At 51.6% G+C, this 20,550-nt stretch carries 20 protein-coding genes and 1 riboswitch; of the genes, 18 read left to right on the top strand and 2 right to left on the bottom strand.

What is annotated here, in order from left to right; translation table 11 throughout:
- The first annotated feature begins 31 nt into the window (after positions 1 to 31).
- The 9 genes from rny (at position 32) to AC0LWF_RS24835 (ending at position 9,780) form a co-directional block, all read left to right on the top strand.
- On the top strand, positions 32 to 1,573 hold the full coding sequence (gene rny, locus AC0LWF_RS24875) for a ribonuclease Y (protein ID WP_126016474.1): 1,542 nt from the start codon (positions 32 to 34) through the stop codon (positions 1,571 to 1,573).
- A gap of 175 nt (positions 1,574 to 1,748) precedes the next feature.
- Positions 1,749 to 2,543, top strand: coding sequence for a TIGR00282 family metallophosphoesterase (locus tag AC0LWF_RS24870; RefSeq protein WP_474654231.1), 795 nt, complete (start codon positions 1,749 to 1,751; stop codon positions 2,541 to 2,543).
- Between the two features lie 180 nt (positions 2,544 to 2,723).
- Entirely contained in the window at positions 2,724 to 2,984 is a 261-nt protein-coding gene (locus tag AC0LWF_RS24865; RefSeq protein WP_090574265.1) for a stage V sporulation protein S, read from the top strand.
- A 112-nt stretch (positions 2,985 to 3,096) separates the two neighbouring features.
- Complete coding sequence (locus AC0LWF_RS24860) at positions 3,097 to 4,044, top strand: dipeptidase (RefSeq protein ID WP_474654230.1); 948 nt, start codon at positions 3,097 to 3,099, stop codon at positions 4,042 to 4,044.
- Between the two features lie 244 nt (positions 4,045 to 4,288).
- Entirely contained in the window at positions 4,289 to 6,022 is a 1,734-nt protein-coding gene (locus tag AC0LWF_RS24855; RefSeq protein ID WP_474654229.1) for a 2-oxoacid:acceptor oxidoreductase subunit alpha, read from the top strand.
- Between the two features lies 1 nt (position 6,023).
- Entirely contained in the window at positions 6,024 to 6,890 is an 867-nt protein-coding gene (locus AC0LWF_RS24850) for a 2-oxoacid:ferredoxin oxidoreductase subunit beta (RefSeq protein WP_474654228.1), read from the top strand.
- Between the two features lie 90 nt (positions 6,891 to 6,980).
- Positions 6,981 to 7,550 (top strand): phosphate propanoyltransferase, encoded by a 570-nt coding sequence (locus AC0LWF_RS24845; protein WP_474654227.1) that lies wholly within the window; start codon positions 6,981 to 6,983, stop codon positions 7,548 to 7,550.
- A gap of 162 nt (positions 7,551 to 7,712) precedes the next feature.
- Positions 7,713 to 9,284, top strand: a complete 1,572-nt coding sequence (gene miaB, locus AC0LWF_RS24840; protein ID WP_474654226.1) for a tRNA (N6-isopentenyl adenosine(37)-C2)-methylthiotransferase MiaB — start codon at positions 7,713 to 7,715, stop codon at positions 9,282 to 9,284.
- A gap of 22 nt (positions 9,285 to 9,306) precedes the next feature.
- Entirely contained in the window at positions 9,307 to 9,780 is a 474-nt protein-coding gene (locus tag AC0LWF_RS24835) for a YlbF/YmcA family competence regulator (RefSeq protein ID WP_474654225.1), read from the top strand.
- A gap of 61 nt (positions 9,781 to 9,841) precedes the next feature.
- On the opposite strand, the gene AC0LWF_RS24830 is transcribed toward AC0LWF_RS24835, so the two are convergent.
- Entirely contained in the window at positions 9,842 to 11,041 is a 1,200-nt protein-coding gene (locus AC0LWF_RS24830; RefSeq protein WP_474654224.1) for an MFS transporter, read from the bottom strand.
- Between the two features lie 179 nt (positions 11,042 to 11,220).
- Here AC0LWF_RS24830 and lepB point away from each other — a divergent pair, with 179 nt between their 5' ends.
- From lepB to AC0LWF_RS24810, 4 genes are all read left to right on the top strand, one after another.
- Positions 11,221 to 11,775, top strand: coding sequence for a signal peptidase I (gene lepB, locus AC0LWF_RS24825; protein ID WP_474654223.1), 555 nt, complete (start codon positions 11,221 to 11,223; stop codon positions 11,773 to 11,775).
- 92 nt (positions 11,776 to 11,867) lie between these two features.
- Positions 11,868 to 12,212 carry a DUF3889 domain-containing protein gene (locus AC0LWF_RS24820; protein ID WP_474654222.1) on the top strand — a complete coding sequence of 115 codons (345 nt, stop codon included), beginning with the start codon at positions 11,868 to 11,870 and terminating at the stop codon, positions 12,210 to 12,212.
- Between the two features lie 55 nt (positions 12,213 to 12,267).
- Complete coding sequence (locus AC0LWF_RS24815; protein WP_474654221.1) at positions 12,268 to 12,579, top strand: heavy metal-binding domain-containing protein; 312 nt, start codon at positions 12,268 to 12,270, stop codon at positions 12,577 to 12,579.
- Between the two features lie 130 nt (positions 12,580 to 12,709).
- Positions 12,710 to 13,018 carry a rhodanese-like domain-containing protein gene (locus tag AC0LWF_RS24810; protein ID WP_090574285.1) on the top strand — a complete coding sequence of 103 codons (309 nt, stop codon included), beginning with the start codon at positions 12,710 to 12,712 and terminating at the stop codon, positions 13,016 to 13,018.
- Between the two features lie 82 nt (positions 13,019 to 13,100).
- Here AC0LWF_RS24810 and AC0LWF_RS24805 read toward each other — a convergent pair whose 3' ends face one another.
- Positions 13,101 to 13,613 (bottom strand): hypothetical protein, encoded by a 513-nt coding sequence (locus tag AC0LWF_RS24805; RefSeq protein ID WP_474654220.1) that lies wholly within the window; start codon positions 13,611 to 13,613, stop codon positions 13,101 to 13,103.
- A 188-nt stretch (positions 13,614 to 13,801) separates the two neighbouring features.
- On the opposite strand from AC0LWF_RS24805, the gene AC0LWF_RS24800 reads away from it, so the two are divergent.
- The 5 genes from AC0LWF_RS24800 (at position 13,802) to cobT (ending at position 20,519) form a co-directional block, all read left to right on the top strand.
- Positions 13,802 to 16,027, top strand: coding sequence for a heavy metal translocating P-type ATPase (locus AC0LWF_RS24800; RefSeq protein ID WP_474654219.1), 2,226 nt, complete (start codon positions 13,802 to 13,804; stop codon positions 16,025 to 16,027).
- Between the two features lie 31 nt (positions 16,028 to 16,058).
- A riboswitch (cobalamin riboswitch) is annotated at positions 16,059 to 16,302 on the top strand.
- A 233-nt stretch (positions 16,303 to 16,535) separates the two neighbouring features.
- The gene (locus tag AC0LWF_RS24795) at positions 16,536 to 17,591 is read left to right on the top strand and encodes an ABC transporter substrate-binding protein (protein WP_474654218.1); all 1,056 of its coding nucleotides are present in this window, start codon (positions 16,536 to 16,538) and stop codon (positions 17,589 to 17,591) included.
- Between the two features lies 1 nt (position 17,592).
- Positions 17,593 to 18,636: a FecCD family ABC transporter permease gene (locus tag AC0LWF_RS24790; protein ID WP_474654217.1), complete on the top strand. Its 1,044-nt coding sequence runs from the start codon at positions 17,593 to 17,595 to the stop codon at positions 18,634 to 18,636.
- Entirely contained in the window at positions 18,633 to 19,427 is a 795-nt protein-coding gene (locus AC0LWF_RS24785) for a heme ABC transporter ATP-binding protein (RefSeq protein WP_474654216.1), read from the top strand. The genes AC0LWF_RS24790 and AC0LWF_RS24785 overlap by 4 nt, the downstream gene beginning before the upstream one ends.
- 18 nt (positions 19,428 to 19,445) lie before the next feature.
- Entirely contained in the window at positions 19,446 to 20,519 is a 1,074-nt protein-coding gene (cobT, locus tag AC0LWF_RS24780) for a nicotinate-nucleotide--dimethylbenzimidazole phosphoribosyltransferase (RefSeq protein WP_474654215.1), read from the top strand.
- Positions 20,520 to 20,550: the final 31 nt, after the last annotated feature.

The following is a 20,550-nucleotide window of genomic DNA, read 5'->3' as shown; positions in this document are numbered from 1 at the left end:
TTGCTTAGGTGAGCAACAAGGAGGTGAGAAGATGCCAGTATGGTTAGGTATACTGATCGCTCTCGTTGTTGGTGTAATTTTCTTTGGTGTCGGTTATTTTATTCGCAAATCGATCGCCGAGGCCAAAATTTCAAGCGCCGAGCAGGCCGCTAGTCAAATTATTGACAATGCGAGGAAAGAAGCCGAAGCGCTTAAGAAAGAAACGGTCCTCGAAGCGAAAGATGAAGTCCACAAGCTCCGTACCGAAGCTGAGAAAGACATTCGCGAACGTCGCAATGAGGTACAGCGTCTTGAAAGACGACTGATTCAGAAAGAAGAGTCGTTGGATAAAAAGATAGAAGCGCTGGAACGCAAAGAAGAACAAGTAGCCAACAAAGAGAAGCGGATCGAGGAAACACAAGAACAAATCGATTCCCTTTACAAGCAGCAGCTTAGTGAGCTGGAACGTATCTCTAACTTGACGATGGAGGATGCGAAACAGATCATCCTGACTAACGTTGAACAAGAGGTTCGCCACGAAACTGCCCAAATGATTAAAGAGATCGAGCAGCAAGCGAAGGAAGAAGCGGATAAGAAGGCACGTGACATTATCTCGCTCGCTATCCAACGCTGTGCAGCTGATCACGTGGCTGAAACTACGGTATCCGTAGTTGCATTGCCAAATGAAGAAATGAAAGGCCGCATTATCGGACGTGAAGGCCGCAACATTCGCGCACTGGAAACGTTGACCGGTATCGATCTCATTATTGACGATACACCGGAAGCGGTCATCTTGTCTGGTTTCGATCCAATTCGCCGTGAAATTGCTCGTACTTCCCTCGAGAAGCTCGTTGCAGATGGTCGTATCCATCCTGCACGGATTGAGGAAATGGTTGAGAAGTCACGTAAAGAAGTGGACGAACGTATCCGTGAATACGGAGAGCAGGCGACTTATGAAGTTGGTGTGCATGGCTTGCATCCAGATCTCATTAAAATTTTAGGCCGCCTCAAATATCGTACAAGCTATGGTCAGAACGTGCTCAAGCACTCCATGGAAGTCGCTTATTTGTCAGGTCTCATGGCAGCAGAGCTGGGTGAAGACATTACGCTTGCAAGACGTGCAGGTTTGCTGCATGATATCGGCAAAGCGCTCGATCATGAAGTGGAAGGCTCACATGTCGAGATCGGCGTAGAGCTTGCCAAGAAATACAAAGAGCATCCTGTTGTTATCAACAGTATCGCTTCCCACCACGGCGATTGCGAAGCAACATCGGTTATCGCAATGCTTGTCGGCGCAGCAGATGCGTTGTCGGCGGCACGGCCTGGTGCAAGAAGAGAGACGCTCGAAACGTATATTAAACGTCTGGAGAAGCTTGAAGGCATTTCCGAATCGTTCGAAGGTGTTGAGAAGTCGTATGCGATCCAAGCAGGCCGCGAGGTTCGCGTTATGGTTCAACCGGAGAAGATCGACGATACCGAAGCATTCCGCTTAGCGCGTGATATTACGAAGAAGATCGAGAGTGAACTCGATTACCCAGGGCATATTAAAGTTACAGTTATCCGCGAGACGCGGGCTGTCGAATACGCCAAATAACTTTCATAGCAATGAACTAGAAAAGTGGCTGCTTGCGGCCACTTTTCTAGTCTTAAAATATAAGCAAAGAATAGGTTTTTCCTATACTTTGCTTGTATTTTCATGCGAAACGTTAGCTGTATTCGTCACAGAACGGAAACAGCCGTTTACGCTCGGATTAGAGAGGTTTGATGAAATGAACGTATTGTTTATTGGTGATATTGTTGGCAGCGTAGGACGTACCGCAGTGAAGAAGGTACTGCCTGCATTGCAGTCAAAATACAACCCGCACATCATCATAGCGAACGGGGAGAATGCAGCAGCAGGAAGAGGCATTACAGCTGCGATTGTGAAAGAGCTGCTCGATGCAGGCGTACACGGGATTACGATGGGTAACCATACGTGGGACAACAAAGATATTTTCGAGTGGATTGATGATCAACCGCGCATTGTAAGGCCAGCGAACTATGTTGAAGGCTTGCCGGGCCAAGGTGCAACGATTATTAAAGCGAACGGCAAGGAGCTTGCTATCGTGAACCTGCAAGGCCGGACATTTCTGCCGCCAATCGATTGCCCATTCCGCAAGGCGGATGAACTGATTGAGCAGTTGCAGCAGAAGACGAAGAACATTCTTGTTGATTTCCATGCTGAAGCGACTTCGGAGAAAATCGCGATGGGCTGGTATCTGGATGGACGAGCCTCGATCGTTGTCGGTACACATACGCATGTGCAGACGAATGATGATACGATTCATCCAGGCGGTACAGCCTTCTTGACGGACGTTGGTATGGTCGGTCCGAAGAATGGTGTACTCGGCATGGATCGCGATGCAGTGCTACATAGGTTCCTGACGCAATTGCCGACGCGGTTCGTCGTTGACGAAGGCGACTGGCATTTCCATGCGATTGTCGTGGATATCGACGACGCGACTGGTAAGGCACGCAAAATCCAGAAGGTCCGTTTAACGGAGACGGATTGGCTGCTCATGTAGCAGCCTTTTTTTCTTTTTAGAGCCTTTTCGTCATCGACCGCAATGCTACCCTATTAAAATTTGCACAATTCAGAAGATTTTGCTAACTAGGCATGAAAATAAGAAGGAATTATTTCACCTCTCTCGAATACTATCTAAATAGCAGTATTCATCCATCATTCCCGAGGAGGTATACTTTCCATGGATGTCTTAAAAGTTTCAGCAAAGTCCAATCCAAATTCTGTTGCAGGGGCGCTTGCAGGCGTATTACGCGAACGCGGCGCGGCTGAATTACAAGCAATCGGGGCTGGTGCGTTGAATCAAGCGGTAAAGGCGGTAGCGATCGCAAGGGGGTTTGTCGCTCCGAGCGGTGTGGATCTAATCTGTATCCCAGCGTTCACAGACATTATAATTGACGGTGAAGATCGGACGGCTATTAAGCTGATCGTGGAACCGAGATAGTGCAATAGGAGCTTAAATATAAGTGCAATTTAATGGACCTGTTTACGACGTAGGCAGGTTTTTTTGCGTTAACCGGCTGGGGCTGCTTATCAAAAGGGAGGCGTTCAGTAAGATGGCTAATTTAAATAGTGCTGATTTTCATTGTGATGTGCTGTGGAAGCTGTTAGAGGATCCTTCGCTTTCATTCGAGCAGGATGCCACGAACGCGCTGGACGTAACGTTGCCGAGACTGCGGCAGGCGGGGGCAGTGCTGCAGACGTTTGCAATCTACGTATCGGATCGGACGGAGAAATCCATGATTCCGATTCTGCGAAGCATCGATCTGTTCCATCGAAAGGTGCTTTCAGCGCCAGATATGACCTTTGTGCGTTCGTCAGATGATGCGGCTAAGCTGCAGAGCAGCGGCAAGATCGGCGCTATGCTCTCGCTTGAAGGGGTGGACGGGCTCCAAGGCGATCTCGCGATGCTTCGCATTCTGTTTGCACTTGGCGTCAGGGCCGTCGGACTCACATGGAATCATGCCAACTGGGCAGCTGACGGTGTGATGGAGCCAAGAGGAGGCGGCTTAACAAAAAAAGGCCGCGCCTTAGTAGAAGAATGTAATAGATTGGGTATAATGGTTGATGTGTCGCATTTGAGCGACCGCGCATTTTGGGACGTGCTCCATCTGTCTACGAAGCCGGTCATTGCTTCCCATTCCAATTGTCGGACGATTTGCCCGCATCCACGCAACCTGGCTGATGATCAGCTGTCGGCGCTGCTTGCCGCAGGAGGTATGGTTGGGGTTACTTTCGTGCCGCATTTTGTCGCCTCTCATCATCCTGTACAAATTACTGACGTGCTGCGTCACATAGAGCGAATATGCGAGCTAGGCGGGATAGAACAGCTTATGTTCGGTTCAGACTTCGACGGTATTGAAGAGCACGTTCACGGACTTGCGCATCCTGGCGAGGTAGAACAGCTGCAAAAGGCACTATTGTCGCATTATTCAGAATCAACCGTAGCCGGATTCTGTTCGGGCAATTTGCTCCAATTTCTAGTAAAGCATCTGCCTGAATGAACGGTTAGGGGATTCCATTCTGTTTGTGATATGGATATAATCGAAAAGAACTATGCTATAAATCCGAGATTTCTACTTGCATTTTACTACTTTGGGACATAAAATTTATGTGACTGTTAAAAAGTTTTAATATTTTATTAACATTCAGCTTGTATACGTTTCACTCATAGTCATGTCTGAATGTTCACCGCACAAAACTAATGTCGAACATATTGCAGGTTCATCAAAAGAGGAGATGGGCATTTTGATTAGTCAATTGTCTTGGAAAATCGGGGGACAACAAGGGGAAGGCGTAGAAAGTACCGACCGTATTTTCTCGACAGCATTGAACCGTTTGGGTTACTACTTGTATGGATACCGTCATTTCTCGTCCCGTATTAAGGGCGGTCATACGAATAATAAAATCCGGATCAGCACGAAACCGATGCTAGCCATCTCGGATGATTTGGACATCCTGGTTGCGTTCGACCAAGAAAGCATTGATCTGAATGCGCATGAGCTTCGTCCAGGCGGGGTAGTCGTGGCGGACGCGAAGTTCAATCCGACGCTGCCAGAGGGCATCAACGCTCGTCTGTTCCCCGTTCCGATCACTTCGATCGCGGAAGAGCTTGGCACATCCCTTATGAAGAACATGGTGGCATCCGGCGCGTCTTGGGCGCTGCTAGGCCTGCCAGTAGATGTATTTAATAAAGCAGTAGAAGAAGAGTTCGGCCGTAAAGGTCCGGCAATCGTAGAGAAGAACATTGAAGCGGTTAAACGCGGCTCTGACTTCGTACTTGAGCTGGCAGGCGGACCTCTGGAAGAGTTCCAACTGGAACCAGCTGACGGCAAACAGAAGCTGTTCATGATCGGTAACGAAGCGATTGGCCTTGGCGCTGTAGCTGGCGGCTGCCGTCTGATGAGCGCATATCCGATTACTCCGGCCTCAGAGGTCATGGAGTACCTGATTAAGAAGCTTCCTAAGTTCGGCGGCACGGTCGTTCAAACGGAAGACGAGATCGCTGCAGTAACGATGGCAATCGGCGCGAACTATGCAGGCGTTCGTACGATGACCGCTTCAGCAGGCCCTGGCCTGTCGCTCATGATGGAAGCGATCGGTCTTGCTGGTATGACAGAAACTCCGCTTGTAATCGTAGATACGCAGCGTGGGGGCCCTTCAACAGGCTTGCCGACGAAGCAAGAGCAATCCGACTTGAACGCAATGGTATACGGTACGCATGGTGAAATTCCGAAGATCGTAATCGCGCCTGCTACTTTGGAAGATTGCTTCTATGACACCATTGAATCTTTCAACCTCTCGGAGCAATACCAAGTACCGGTTATTCTCATGACTGACCTTCAGCTCTCGCTTGGTAAGCAATCTTGCGAACCGCTGGATCTAAATAAAATGCCGATCAACCGTGGCAAAATTGTACGCGATCTGCCAGAGCTTGAAACGAATGAATTGTTCAAACGTTATGAGTTAACAGCCGATGGTGTCTCGCCGCGAGTTATCCCTGGCGACAAGTACGGCTTGCATCACGTAACAGGCGTTGAGCATGATGAAACAGGTCGTCCATCGGAGAGTGCGATTAATCGTAAGAAGATGATGGATAAGCGTCTGAACAAGCTTAACGGCATGCACATCCGCGATGCGGTTCGTGCGGATGCGCCTCACGCGGAAGCGGATCTGCTCATCATTGGCATGGGCTCGACCGGCGGTACAATTGACGAAGCTCGCCTACGCCTTGCAGAGGACGGCTTGAAGACGAACCACATTACAATTCGTCAGATCCACCCGTTCCCTACAGATCTAGTGAAATCGTACCTGGCTGGAGCGAAGAATATCGTTGTTCTTGAGAACAATGCAACTGGTCAGCTGGCAGATCAAGTGAAGCTGCACACAGGCTACGGCGACAAGATCAAGAACATATTGAAATACGACGGCAATCCGTTCCTGCCTTCCGAAGTGCACAAAGCATGCAAGGAGTTGGTCTAAGATGGCAACATTTAAAGAGTTTCGTAACAACGTAAAACCGAACTGGTGTCCAGGCTGCGGAGACTTCTCCGTTCAGGCTGCCATCCAGCGTGCTGCTGCGAACGTCGGCCTTGAGCCGGAAGGATTGGCTGTTATTTCGGGTATCGGCTGCTCTGGCCGGATCTCCGGTTATGTGAATGCATACGGCTTGCACGGTATTCATGGCCGCGCGCTTCCAATCGCGCAAGGCGTGAAGCTGGCGAACCGCGAGCTTACAGTTATCGCTTCCGGCGGTGACGGTGACGGCTTCGCGATCGGTATGGGCCATACGGTCCATGCGATTCGCCGTAACATTGACTTGACCTACATCGTTATGGATAACCAAATTTATGGTTTGACGAAAGGTCAAACATCGCCGCGTTCTGCGGAAGGCTTCAAGACGAAGTCGACGCCGGAAGGTTCGATTGAGTCGACATTGTCGCCGCTTGAAATTGCAATGTCCGCTGGCGCGACTTTCATCGCGCAATCGTTCTCCAGCGATCTGAAGCAGCTCACAGCGCTCATCGAAGCTGGCTTGAACCACAAAGGCTTCTCGCTCATCAACGTGTTCAGCCCATGCGTAACGTTCAACAAAGTGAACACTTACGACTGGTTCAAAGAGAACATCGTTAACCTGGATCAATTCCCGGATTACGATCCGACGAATCGGATCGCGGCGATGAACAAGATCATGGAAACGAACGGCATGCTTACTGGCCTTATCTACCAGAACAAACAGCGTCAAGCCTATGAGAGCATGATCAGCGGCTTCAAGCCGGAAGGTCTTGCAAACCAGGAGCTGTCTTTGTCTCAAGACCAATTCGATAAGCTGCTTACTGAATTTAAATAAGGAACAGCTGTATAATAATGGAGGCATACCCCCGCACATGCGGACGGTATGCCTCTCTTAACGACATGGTGTAGAAAGGTGTTATTACATATGAAAATGGTTCCGGTTGGCGTATCCGCCAGACATATTCACCTATCGAAAGAGCACGTAGACACGTTGTTCGGTCAAGGGGCAGAGCTCACTGTGTTCAAGGATCTCTCCCAGCCAGGGCAATACGCAGCGAATGAGACTGTTGAAGTTATTGGACCGAAAGGCAGCTTCGCCAAAGTGCGGATTCTCGGTCCTGTCCGGAAGCGGACGCAGCTTGAAGTGTCGCGTACCGACGCATTCCAATTGGGCATCAACCCGCCTGTTCGCGAATCAGGCGATATTGCCGGCTCGGCAGGCATTACGATTAAAGGGCCTGCAGGCGAAGTGACGATTGAAGAAGGTGTCATCGTAGCGGCGCGCCATATTCACTTCCATACAACGGATGCAGAACGCTTTGGCATTGCGGATAAGCAGCGGCTTACCGTAAGGCTGCAAGGAGAGCGCGGCCTTGTGCTCGAGAATGTCGTGGCACGTGTTTCGCCTGATTTTGCGCTAGATATGCACATTGATACAGATGAAGCGAACGCTTCTGGTGCGAAGACAGGGGATCAAGCGGAAATTATCGGTTAGTTGGTGATAGATGAGGCAATTTGCTGCTCAAGCGAATTGTCTCTTTTTTGTTACAAATTCGGTGTCTATCTCCCAGACATAAGTCTCATTCTCTTTATTAAGTGATGCCGGTTTGCTATAATATTGGAATGGACACGTTGGTCTGAAGGGGCGTGAGTAAGTGTGAAGAAGGAATCCGCAAGCAAAGGCAAGGATTTCTCCAAGTATTTTGACTTCTCTGGCGCGAAGGTGCTGAAGGAAGCAGATGGCAAAACAACTTACCGGATTAACGGTCGAGATATAACGGTTAATGCTGCGCCCAATCACACTGAAGAGAAACGTAGAGGCAAGGAAGAGATTCAAGTTCACTATGAATCTTCGATTCCTCCTGAGCTGCGGCAGCTTGGCAAAGGCAAGCTTTATCACATCACGACTTACGGATGCCAAATGAACGAGCATGATACGGAAGTGATGAAGGGGATCCTCGAAGAAATGGGCTATACGTCCACAGAAGACCGCCAGCACGCGGATGTTATTCTGCTCAACACTTGCGCGATTCGCGAGAATGCGGAGGATAAAGTGTTCGGCGAGCTTGGTCATCTGAAGAGCCTGAAGCTCCAGAAGCCGGGGCTCATTCTTGGCGTATGTGGTTGTATGTCGCAGGAAGAGTCGGTCGTTAGCCGCATCATGCAGCGTCATAGTTTCGTTGATCTCATCTTCGGCACGCATAACATTCACAGACTGCCTTATCTATTGCAAGATGCGATGTTTAGCAAAGAGCTGGTCGTTGAAGTATGGTCCAAGGAAGGCGACATCATCGAGAACTTGCCGAAGAAGCGGGAAGGGATGCGCGGCTGGGTCAACATTATGTATGGCTGTGACAAATTCTGCACGTACTGTATCGTGCCATATACGCGCGGTAAAGAGCGGAGCAGACGTCCTGAAGATGTCATTGCAGAAGTGCGCGAGCTGGCGCGTCAAGGCTTCAAGGAGATTACGTTGCTCGGACAGAACGTGAATGCGTATGGCAAAGATTTTGAAGACATTACGTATCGTTTCGGTGATTTGATGGCGGATATGGCGAAGATTAATATCCCGCGGATTCGCTTCACAACGAGCCACCCGCGTGACTTTGACGATCATCTGATCGAAGTGCTTGCGACGCAAGGCAATCTGGTCGAGCATATTCATCTTCCGGTTCAGTCCGGCAGCACGGAAGTGCTTAAGCGGATGAGTCGCAAATATACAAGAGAGATGTACCTCGAGCTTGTAGGCAAAATAAAAAGGGCAATACCAGACGTCGTGCTCACGTCGGACATCATCGTCGGATTCCCGGGCGAGACGGATGAGCAGTTCGAAGAGACGCTGTCGCTCGTGCGACTTGTCGGTTTCGCGTTTGCGTATTCGTTCATCTACTCGCCGCGTGAAGGAACGCCAGCTGCGGATATGGAAGATAACATTCCGCAGGACGTGAAGAAAGCGAGATTGGCTCGATTGAATGCGTTGATCGCTGAGCTAAGCCGTGAAAGCAACGAGCTGCTGGTCGGGCAAGAGATCGAGGTGCTGATCGAAGGCCAGAGTAAGAACAATGCGATGGTGCTATCCGGTCGCACGCGCACGAACAAGCTCGTGCATATCGAAGGACCAGCGGAGTATATCGGTCAGTTCATTACGGTGAAAGTGACGGACGCGACGACCTGGTACGTGAAAGCAGAGCCGGTAGAAGAATATTTGAATGAAGAAGCAGTATCTTAACCACATAGAGGAGCTGGAACCATTGGCAAACCAAGAACATAAGCATGACCACGATCACGATCACGGTACGAGCTGCGCTGTACCGAAATTCAATACAGAGGATATCATCGTTCGCGCTGACATTATGGCGAAGACGAAAGAATTGGCAAGCATGATTTTTACTTCGGAAGAAGTTCAGCAGTACCAACGTGCTGAGAAGCAAATTAATGGCAATGAGCGTGTGCAAGGCTTGATCGCTCAAATTAAGAAGAAGCAGAAGGAGCTCGTCGCGTTCCAGACGACGTTCAAGAATGCTGACATGGTGGAGAAGATCGAGAAGGAAATCGAAGTGCTGCAGGATGATCTCGACGGTATTCCGATCGTATCGGATTTCCAGCAAAGCCAAGCAGACATCAACTACCTGCTGCAAACGATCGTTTCCGTTATTCGTGATACAGTAGCAGAGAAGATCAACGTGGAAGATGCATCCGTAGAAGCACCGGAAGAGTGCATGTAACTTTCTTTATATGTATGAACAAGAAACACCTGCCGTCATGACGGCAGGTGTTTCTTGTTTGTTACAGATGAGAATTGGCGCGGCGCCAGCTGAGCGTAAGAAGGAGTGCCATCAAGGCGAAGCAGCCGCCAAGATAGAAGCCGTAGTCGCGGCCGAAGGCATCGTTAATGAAGCCTGCGAGGAAAGGGCCCGCGAACATGCCGACGGAGTATACCGCCTGGTAGAAGCCCATTGCGGTCGCGCGCTTCGAGGAGGCGAACGGCTGAATCGCTAGTCCGAGCAGCAGCGGCATATACATGCCTTGCGCGAGTCCATTCAGCGCTTGCGTCGCTGCCAGCCAGCCGAGCGATGGGGAGAACGCAATAGCGACAGTGAAGATGCCGCTGAGCGCATAACCGACGGCAATGACATTCCAGCTGCCGAACTTCGGCGCAAGCCATCTGCCCGTAATAAGGGAGGTGGCGGCATGCGGCACCATGAAAGCAATCACGATTAGCGTCAGCTCCGAAGTGGAAGCGCCGAGCGAGGTTGCTTTCAGCGGCGTAAAGCCGAACATCGTAATGAAAAGAACGCAGTGCGCCAGAATGGACAGCGTCGATACTTGCACCAGTGACCTCGTTCGTACAACCTCTCGCAGATGTTGCATCGAGATCGGCGGCCTTGTAACCCCTTCACGCGGTTCTTTGACCGCGAATGCGAGCAAGAGTCCGGCAAGGCCAAGGAAGATGCCTGTCGTGAATGCCGCATTATAGCTGTATTCGCCAGCCAGCCAGCCACTAAGCGTCATTCCGATCAGCTGACCTGAGACGGTCATGAAGCTGATGTTGCTCATTGCCTTCGTCGCTTCTGATGAGGCGAAGTATGCGGCATAGAGCACGGTAAAAGCAACCCACGCCGAGGCGCATACGCCTGACATCATCCGTCCGGCAAGCGGCCAGAGCCATGAGCCTGGTATCGTGAACAGCAGGCAGCTTATTGCGCCGCTGATCATGCCCAGCATGAGGAATGGCTTGCGCTTATGCAGCTTATCCGAATACAAACCGAGCGGGAATCGCACAAGCATTTGAATAAATCCGTAGCTGCCAAGTACGACGCCGATCAGCACATCGGCATATCCCCTGCTAGTCATGAAGGGAGTTAGAATCGGCACATACACATAAAGCGTCGACCAATACAGGAGCGTGACGACAATAAAGATGAGATGATCCGTCCGATTCGCGGCAATAAGCGGCCGTTCGGAGGTCTCAGCTGCAGTAGACAAGAAGGGGTCACTCCTTTTACGATAGAATGAGAACAATCCTCCTAACTGTATCGCACACGAGAGAGACTCGGCAATCCTTTTTACATAAATAGAGAATGATTCAGAAACTTATGGACAGCTTCTGTCGTATTAGAATAGGTATTCATACATTATCGCTGTAAACCGGGAAGGGGAAGACGATGGAGACGAATAATGTGACAGTTCGGAAATCGAAGAAATCTTGGGTGCGAGAAGTGCGGGATTGGTGTATCTCGCTAACAGTGGCTGTAGTCGTGGCACTGCTCGTACAGAATTATGCTTTTGCACAAACCGAGGTTAAAAATATATCAATGCAAAAAACGCTCATAGAAGGCCAGCGCCTCATTGAGGACAAGCTGAGCTATCACTTCGAGAAGCCGCAGCGTGGAGATATCGTCATTATCAATGGGCCGCAGATCGATAAGCGGCTCATTAAGCGAGTCATTGGCTTGCCTGGGGACGTCATTGATTTCACGGATGAAGGGCAAGTGACGATTAACGGCGAGGTGCTGAAAGAGCCATACATTAAAGGGCGCACCTATGCAAATGAGCTGAAAGTACCGTATACGGTGCCGGCTAGAACGGTGTTCGTCATGGGAGACAACCGCGAGAACAGTATGGACAGCCGTGCAATCGGGCCAATCGCTTTCTCAAGTGTCGAAGGGCGCGCTGTCTTCAGACTGTGGCCGCTCAATAAGTTCGGTCAACTCAATTAAGTAACCCATAGATCGCTTACCGACACTCCTTGCATGAAATCGCCTCCTGTGGGGAATTCTACCAACTGTATGAGTTGGAGGTGATGGCTGTGATGAGAACAGTATGGATGACGCTGGTGCTTGTCTTGTTCATGTTAAGTACAGCGGCGATTCAAGCTGGCGCGGAGCCGGCATACGCCAAATGGGGCAGGCTTGCGATGAAGGAAACGGCGCAGCGGTATCATGCCGATATTATTGATTACAAGCATGTTGGCCGGAAAGTGGAAGACGGCGGACTGATGACGGAGACATTTCGACTGCAGCTGCGTAAGGGACCAAGGGAGTTCGAAGTGACGGTACGTATTTGGTTCGAGCAGCAGAGCGAGCGAGTTGTGCGGATTCATTTCTCGGAGGATGACAGGACCAGCGGGCTATCAGCTGCGATGGTATTAATTTGAATCTTTTTGCCAAGCCGCACCGTATGACACCTTATAACATATGGGAGGGATACGAATGATCTTATCGACTACGCCAACAATTGAAGGAAATCCGATTCAGCAATACTTGGGCGTTGTAACTGGCGAAGCGATTATGGGAGCGAACATCGTACGCGATCTGTTCGCGTCTATTACAGATATCGTCGGCGGCCGCTCAGGCGCATATGAGACGAAGCTGAAGGAAGCGCGGGACGTGGCGTTCAGCGAGATGTCCAGCCAAGCTTCGCGACTAGGAGCGAATGCGATCGTCGGTATTGATCTTGATTATGAAGTGGTACGCGAGGGAATGCTGATGGTTGCTGTCAGCGGAACCGCGGTTCGCGTATAGCAGGGTAGAAGCGGCGTCCGGTGAGAACCGGATGCTGTTTTTATGTCGAAATAGGGTGGACACGGAGAGCTCGCGAAGAGTAAAATGCAACTAGCACAAGTACCTAAGCTTGAAGGAGCTGCAACTGAAAATGGGAGAAATTATGGCAAGTGAGCTGGAAACCCGGCTGCGTGAAGGCGAGAAGCTGAGCGTTATTGACGTTCGCGAGCCTGACGAGTGGGAAGACGGTCATATTAAAGAAGCAATCAGCATTCCGATGTCGGTATTCGTCGAGCGTCTTGGCGAGCTGAACGACTTGGAGGAGCCGATCTACCTGGTTTGCCGAAGCGGCAATCGCAGCGGCAGAGTGGGCGATTACTTGTCCACGCAAGGCTATGAAGTCGTGAATGTGCTCGGCGGAATGCTGAGCTGGCCCGGTGAAGTTGTAACGGGCGAATAAGCTTGTTGGTATGTAAAAAGCATTTTGATCATCCGCTTTGGGTGAGCAAAATGCTTTTTTATTTGCGACATATTAGACTTATTTAGTCGTAGCCGCCTTCTGCCTCAGGCAGCGCCTTATACTCTTCCTTGGCAGCAACAATCTGCATGATGTCCACGCGAAGCTGCCTCATTTGAATCGCTGCATCGGATACGCTGCAATAACGGTCTGTCCATGATAGCTCGCGGGTTACGCCGCCTATCGTTATTTTCCACGTATTTTCACCGTAAGGAGTTTGTTCGCAAGTAGTTGTGCCAGGCGCGTAGGGCTTGATCGTTAGATTCATAATATCGATCGCTTTCATTTTCGCATAGATGTTAGCCATCTCATCCGCAGATAAGGTGAGGTCCGCTGTCGCGCTGCCTTTCACGATGAGATCCTTCGTCACCGTATTCGTATACGTATTTACCTCATTCTTCGTCATTTCTCCATAACCGAATCGGACCGAGAAGTCAAAATCATCCGGCATCGCCTCAGCCATCTCCACACGATTCTTCTCACCGCAGCCTGTCAGCAGCAGCAATACGGCGAACAGTGCGATTTGAACCATTCGCATCGTCAGCTCCCCCTTCCAATACATACTCTGTATACCTACTATGACGGATTAAGACTGCATTTGTTGCAGAAGTTCTGTGATTGAATCATGAGGCAAGCAGCCTGACCATATAGTGGAGAGTAGGACAGCTTATTGCTAATAAATAAACTTGATAGCTTTAGCTCCTGAGTAGGGAGGAATGAATAACGATGCAGCAGCAAGAGCAAAGCGACGGTGTACTGGATTTGCGAATTCAAGGCATGAGCTGCACCGCTTGCGCGACCCGAATCGAACGGGCGGTCGGCAAGCTGGTCGGCGTGACTGCCGTGTCGGTTCATTATGCAGCCAAATCAGCCTACGTCGCCTATACGCCCGAAAGTATTACGCCAACTGCAATCATGAATCGAATTGAGAAGATCGGGTTCCATGCTTCTCCGCATGGGAAAGACGGGAGCGGGTCCTCCGAAACGGATGCGCTGCGCTTGCGGGTATTCGCTGCGATTGTGTTGACACTGCCGCTGCTGTGGACGATGGCGCATCATTATAGCTGGTCGGAGGGCATTCCAGTGCCGTTATTTATTCAAGAGCCGTTGCTGCAGTTCTTGCTGGCAGCGATTGTGCAGTTCTTCATCGGCATGCCGTTCTATTTCGGTGCCTTCTATGCGCTGCGCGAGCGGACCGCGAATATGGATGTGCTGGTCGCCATCGGGACTTCAGCTGCTTTCGTGTACAGCTTTATCGCGATGATGACGGGCGGGGCGTTGTACTTCGAGACATCGGCCGTCGTCATTACGGCGGTGCTCGGAGGCAAGCTGCTGGAAGCAACCGCGTCGGAGCGGGTCATTCAAGAAAATGACAGTTTCGGTGCGTTGGAGGCAAAGGAAGCGGTCGTCATTCGAGCGGGGCGAAGAGAGCGGATACCGCTTGCGCGAGTTCGGGCGGAGGATCAGCTCATCGCCGCAGTGAATGAGCCGATCCCAGCTGACGGCATTATCGTGGAAGGTCAATCTGCCATTGATGAGTCGTTCCTGACGGGCGAAAGCGCGCTCGTGACGCGCACGGTCGGCGACCGCGTATATGCAGGCACGATCGTGCGCAGCGCAGAGCTGCGCATTCAAGTAACGGCGATTGGTCAGCAAACGATGCTCAGCCGAATTGCGGCATTGACACGACAGGCGCAAGCGACCAAATCATCTATCGGTCGTAGAGTGGACCAGCTGGCGGCCATCTTCGTACCGGTCATGATGGTACTATCGCTTGGGACTCTGCTTGTATGGCTGCTATGGCTTGCTCCTGGCAAATGGGGTACGGCATCGATCCACGCGCTTGCGGTGCTGCTTGCTGCATGTCCATGCGCGCTCGGGCTTGCTGCGCCGATTTCACTCGTCATTGCGACAGGGAAGCTCGCAAGAAGAGGCGTCGTGCTGAAGGAGGCTGGCGCGCTCGAACGGCTCGCTCAGCTTAATACGATCGTGCTCGATAAGACCGGCACGCTTACAGAAGGCAAGCCGGCTTTAACGGAAATGTATTCGCTAAGCGGAGAACCGAGTGCGCTTCTTCGATTGGCCGCATCTGCGGAAGCGAGCTCACCGCATCCATTCGCCTCAGCAATCGTTGCAGCAGCAAGGCGAGCTGGAATGGTCATGCCGGAATGCTCTGCGTTTCAAGCTTTCCCAGGCAAAGGGATTGAAGCGAATGTTGAAGGCAAGCGGATTGAAATAGGCAATGCCGTGTTCGCCGCTGAACGGTCTTGGAAGATGAGCCGTGTCATGCAAAGCTTCGTTACTCGCAAAGAGTCATCTGGGGAGACGGTCATCTATGTCTCGATCAACGGGCAATGCGCAGGTGCGTTCGCTTTCGCCGATCAGGTGAAACGCTCCTCGAGAGAAGCTGTTCATCTGCTCACTGGTGAAGGACTGATGGTGCTGCTCGCAACCGGTGATCATATCTCCGCTGCGAATAATGTCGCAGACCAGATCGGAATTGCAAGCGTCCATGCGTCGATGCTCCCTGAGCATAAAGCAACGCTGATCCGTCAGCTGCAGGATAAGGGATATGTCGTTGCCATGGCGGGTGACGGATGGAACGATGCGCCTGCCCTCGCGGCAGCAGATGTCGGTATAGCGATGGGCGGCGGTACGGAAGCTGCGCTCCATGCCGGAGATATGACACTACTGCGCGCCCGACTGACGGGCATCTATGAATCGCTTGTCATTAGCCGTCTGACCGTTCGTAACATCCGGCAAAATCTCGGTTTCGCATTCGTCTATAACTCCATCATCATTCCTTTTGCAGCTGTAGGTGGCATTGAACCGTGGATGGCAGGGACCGCTATGGCGCTAAGCTCTGTGTCGGTTGTAGGCAACGCGCTGCGCTTAAATGGACAGATGACGCGGGCGCTCGGGAAGAAGAAGCACGCTATAGACAACCTATAGAGGGAATGGTATATTTACACAAGCACAATTGCATAGTACGCGTAAAACAGGTGCTTGGAGGATGATTATCCTCTTAGCTTAATAGGGAAGTCCGGTGTAAAACCGGCACGGACCCGCCACTGTAAGGAGCGCAATTGCTACCTTTAGCATCAAGTCGCTTAGGAAAGCAATTCGCACTGTATTCACACTTGTCACTGATCGGCCATCAGCCGCGCGGGAAGACGTGGATTACAGATGCTCCAAGTCAGGAGACCTGCCTGTTTCGTAAACAACGCTGCCTACGAGGATTTAGGCAGGTGTTAGAGATTGGCCAAGACACGAATTCCGTCATCGCTTGCTAGCCTGCTTGTTTGTTCGCAGCTTGCATGCTTGTGGCGTAACCGTTTGCCTTGCCGCTGCTTAATGACTCATGAGCATTTCTGACATCTGTCTGTCGGGAATGCTCTTTTTTGCATGCACTGACTTACGGTAATGAAGATTCGTAATTGGGAATGGGAGAGAACGGGGAATGAGAACGAGACAAACAATTCGATCGAGAATGACACTAGCGCTGATGGTGATGCTGCTTCTCATGCTAACGGCAGCTTGCGGTTCCACATCGAATTCGAATGCGAACACGGATGTTAAGGGTGGAAACAACGCGGCTTCCAGCAATACGGACACAACGCAAACCGAGCAGAATGCTGCTACGGAGGATAACACAGCTGCTAGCAGCACAACCGATAATAGTGCGAGTGCGACAACATATCCGCTGACCGTGAAGGACGTAACAGGAACGGAAGTGACGTTCCAGAAGGCGCCCGAGCGTATCGTTACTCTGCTCCCAAGCGAGACGGAGATCGTCTATGCCATCGGCGCAGGCGCATCGCTAGTCGGCGCAGACGACTTCTCCAACTATCCGAAGGAAGCAGCAGCAATCCCAAAAATCGGCGGTATGGATGCGGATATCGAGAAGATTGTATCGCTCAAACCGGAGCTGGTACTGGCATCGTACACCATGGGTCAGGCTGTCGTCGATAAGCTGCGTTCGCTCGGCATACAAGTGTACGCAACCGACCCGAAGAACTATGATGGCGTCATGGACAAAATCAAACAAATCGGTGCGATCATAAACAAGTCGAGTGAGGCGGAAGCCGTTGCGAAGCATATGACTGATGTACGCGAGCAGGTTGTTAATGCGGTTAAAGATGCTCCGAAGCCAAATGTATATTTGGAGTTTTCCCCAGGCTGGACAGTAGGGAAAGGCGAGTTTCTGGATGAGCTTATTACGCTCGCAGGCGGTACGAACATCGCAACGAACGCAGGCTGGTACGAGATTGATCCTGAAGCAGTTGTGAAATCGAATCCAGAAGAAATTATCTACGCTTCAATGACGCTAAAGGAAGGCGAGAAAAATCCGATTCTGACGGCAATCGAGACTCGTCCTGGCTGGAACACCATCAATGCGATTAAGAATAAGCAAATATTCGAGGTGGACCAAGATCCGCTCACTCGCGTAGGTCCTCGCCTTGCGGAAGGGCTGCTGGAAGTGGCGAAGAAGCTGCATCCGGATCTGATTGACTAAGATGCGCGCGAAGCTAGCGATTTATGGAGGAGCAGCGATGCTCCTCTTAGCTATATCTATCGTCGTCAGCTTGTCGATCGGTTCATCGGGCTTGCCGCTCGCTGATGTATGGGGCATCCTCATTCACCAGCTGCCCTGGATGTCTGATCCAAGTACCCACTGGGATGCCAGTGAAATTGCTATCGTGACGCAGCTGCGGTTATCTCGCATTCTGCTCGCCGTATTCGTCGGCGCTTGCTTGGCGCTAGCGGGCAGCGGCTTCCAAGGCGTTCTGCGCAATCCGCTTGCCGATCCATTCACGCTCGGTGTAGCTTCGGGCTGCTCGGTAGGCGCTGCATTTATGATTGTTTTTGGCTATACGGCTTGGCTTGGATTATGGAGCGTTCCGATTGTTGCGTTTGGAACAGGGATGGTAACGCTTCTGCTCGTTTTCTCGCTTTCTCGGGCACGCGGCACGATGAATGTGGAATCGCTCATTCTGTCCGGCGTCATCGTACAAGCGTTTCTCGGTGCATTCGTCTCGTTCATGGTCTCGATGTCACAGGGCGTCGTGAACGAAGTGATGTTCTGGCTGATGGGCAGCTTGAGTACGCGCAGCTGGGAGCATGTGAAGCTGATTATGCCTTTTGCCATCGTAGGCTTGCCGCTCATGTTCCGATATGCACAGCATCTGAACTTATTCGTTATGGGCGAGCGGCACGCAGCGCACTTAGGTGTGAATGTCGAACGGACGAAGCTGGTCGTGCTCATTCTCTCCACGCTGTTGACCGCGGTTGCTGTATCCATAGCCGGCGTTGTCGGCTTCGTCGGTCTTGTCGTACCGCATTTAATCCGCTTGCTAGTCGGACCGGATTATCGGATTATCGTCCCCCTCTCCGCAGTAGGCGGAGGGATCTATCTGTTATGGGCGGACACGCTCGCGCGTACAGCGCTGAGCCCTAAAGAAATTTCGCTTGGCGTCGTTACGGCTATCATCGGTGCACCCTTCTTCGCCTATCTGCTCTACCGGCGTAAAGTGCTGCAGGGAGGAGGCCATTCGGCATGATTGAAGTCAAACAAGTATCCAAGCGGATCGGTACTAAAAACCTTGTGCAGGATATTAGCTTTAGCGTGGAGAAAGGCCGTATGTACGGAATTATCGGACCGAACGGTGCTGGCAAAACAACGCTACTGCAGATGCTCTCCGGCATGGATGCGCCGACAAGCGGTGAAGTTCTCCTGCAAGGACAAGCGATTGCGTCCATTAAGCGAAAAGAACTGGCGAAGCGGGTAGCGGTCCTCCAGCAGGGAGGCATTCCAGCTGCTGCGTTTACGGTACGCGAAGTGGTGCAGATGGGCCGGTTTCCTTTTCAAAATTGGCTGGGCGAAGAACGGGCGGACAGTGAGCAGCTTATAGCTAGCGCGATTGAAACGATGGGACTGACTGCGCTTGCGCATCAGCAAGTGGACCGGCTAAGCGGCGGCGAGCGGCAGCGGGTCGCGCTCGCGAAGGTGATGGTGCAAGAGCCTGAGCTGCTGCTGCTTGATGAGCCGACCACGTATCTCGACATCGGCTATCAAGTACAGCTGCTAGATACAGTGAAACGATGGCAGCAAGAGAGGCAGTTAACGGTTATCGCAGTGCTGCATGATTTGAACTTGGCGGCGCATTATTGCGATGAGCTGCTCGTGCTGAAGCAAGGGAGCGCGGCTGCATATGGCCCGCCGTCAGCTATTATGAAGCCAGAGCTAATCTTGGAGGTTTTCGGTGCGAAGGCAGTGATCCTGCCACATCCGGAGACTGGCGTGCCGCAGCTGCTGCTTGCGCCATCTGTGCCGCCGAGTGAGACAAGATAAATGGAGAGGAAGTTTCTGATGACACAATCCGAGCTTGACCATGAACAACGGCTTCAAGAGATTACTGCACGAATTACACCGCTGAATGACGAAAGTATAGAGGCTTCCGAGAAGCACTTAAACAGCTTGACGAAGCCGCCTGGAAGCTTGGGCAAGCTGGAAGAGATTGCTCGGCAGCTTGCTGGCATTACCGGAGAGATCGCCCCTGACCTAGCGAAGCGTGCTGTCATTGTGATGGCAGGCGACCACGGAGTATGCGAAGAAGGGATCAGCGCTTTTCCAGCTGAGGTCACGCCGCAGATGGTGATGAATTTCTTGGCCGGCGGCGCTGCAGTCAATGTGCTCGCTCGTGGTGCAGGTGCTGACGTGTTCTGTGTGGATATGGGAGTCAATGCGGATCTCAGCCATGAAGCGTTGATCAGCTGCAAGACGCGCAAAGGAACGGCGAATATGACTAGGGAAGCTGCGATGGCTCGCGAGGAAGCGCTCGCTGCTATCATTGGCGGATATGAGCTGACCGAGAAGCTGGCTCGTGAAGGATACCGAATGTTCGCGACAGGAGAGATGGGAATCGGCAATACGACGGCGAGTGCCGCGCTCTGTGCAGTTCTCGGCTCGATGACGCCGGATGAGGCAGTCGGGCTGGGCACGGGCATTAATGAAGAACGCCGTAAGCATAAAGTCGATGTTGTATGCCGGGCAATCGCATGCAATGTGCCGAGCGTGGATGATCCGATTGATGTGCTTGCCAAAGTAGGCGGACTCGAGATTGCCGGTCTGGTCGGCGTTATTCTCAGCGCTGCCGCAAACAATTGTCTTGTCGTCATTGATGGGTTCATTTCATCGGCAGCCGCTCTCGTTGCCGCATCAATAGCGCCGCAAGCTACCGCCTATATGATCGGATCTCATCTGTCGCAAGAGCAAGGACATCGCAAGCTGCTTCAGACAATCGGATTGTCGCCCATGCTTCAATTGGATATGCGGCTTGGAGAAGGGACTGGCGCCGTTCTTGGCTTCCATATCATAGATGCTGCGGTGCGGATTATGCGGGAGATGGCAACGTTCGAAAGCGCCGGGGTGTCACGCGGTTAGCTGGTGAGGATACGGGAAGGATGTGAGCGCT

It is taken from the genome of Paenibacillus sp. sgz302114 (genome assembly GCF_056120345.1).
This window is presented reverse-complemented; position numbering and strand designations above follow the sequence as displayed.

Bases quoted from the DNA above. Each gene is read 5' to 3' on its own strand.
- rny (WP_126016474.1), top strand. From the start codon at position 32: ATGCCAGTATGGTTAGGTATACTGATCGCTCTCGTTGTTGGTGTAATT.
- AC0LWF_RS24870 (WP_474654231.1), top strand. From the start codon at position 1,749: ATGAACGTATTGTTTATTGGTGATATTGTTGGCAGCGTAGGACGTACC.
- AC0LWF_RS24865 (WP_090574265.1), top strand. From the start codon at position 2,724: ATGGATGTCTTAAAAGTTTCAGCAAAGTCCAATCCAAATTCTGTTGCA.
- AC0LWF_RS24860 (WP_474654230.1), top strand. From the start codon at position 3,097: ATGGCTAATTTAAATAGTGCTGATTTTCATTGTGATGTGCTGTGGAAG.
- AC0LWF_RS24850 (WP_474654228.1), top strand. From the start codon at position 6,024: ATGGCAACATTTAAAGAGTTTCGTAACAACGTAAAACCGAACTGGTGT.
- AC0LWF_RS24845 (WP_474654227.1), top strand. From the start codon at position 6,981: ATGAAAATGGTTCCGGTTGGCGTATCCGCCAGACATATTCACCTATCG.
- lepB (WP_474654223.1), top strand. From the start codon at position 11,221: ATGGAGACGAATAATGTGACAGTTCGGAAATCGAAGAAATCTTGGGTG.
- AC0LWF_RS24820 (WP_474654222.1), top strand. From the start codon at position 11,868: ATGAGAACAGTATGGATGACGCTGGTGCTTGTCTTGTTCATGTTAAGT.
- AC0LWF_RS24815 (WP_474654221.1), top strand. From the start codon at position 12,268: ATGATCTTATCGACTACGCCAACAATTGAAGGAAATCCGATTCAGCAA.
- AC0LWF_RS24810 (WP_090574285.1), top strand. From the start codon at position 12,710: ATGGGAGAAATTATGGCAAGTGAGCTGGAAACCCGGCTGCGTGAAGGC.
- AC0LWF_RS24805 (WP_474654220.1), bottom strand. From the start codon at position 13,613: ATGCGAATGGTTCAAATCGCACTGTTCGCCGTATTGCTGCTGCTGACA.
- AC0LWF_RS24800 (WP_474654219.1), top strand. From the start codon at position 13,802: ATGCAGCAGCAAGAGCAAAGCGACGGTGTACTGGATTTGCGAATTCAA.
- AC0LWF_RS24795 (WP_474654218.1), top strand. From the start codon at position 16,536: ATGAGAACGAGACAAACAATTCGATCGAGAATGACACTAGCGCTGATG.
- AC0LWF_RS24790 (WP_474654217.1), top strand. From the start codon at position 17,593: ATGCGCGCGAAGCTAGCGATTTATGGAGGAGCAGCGATGCTCCTCTTA.
- AC0LWF_RS24785 (WP_474654216.1), top strand. From the start codon at position 18,633: ATGATTGAAGTCAAACAAGTATCCAAGCGGATCGGTACTAAAAACCTT.
- cobT (WP_474654215.1), top strand. From the start codon at position 19,446: ATGACACAATCCGAGCTTGACCATGAACAACGGCTTCAAGAGATTACT.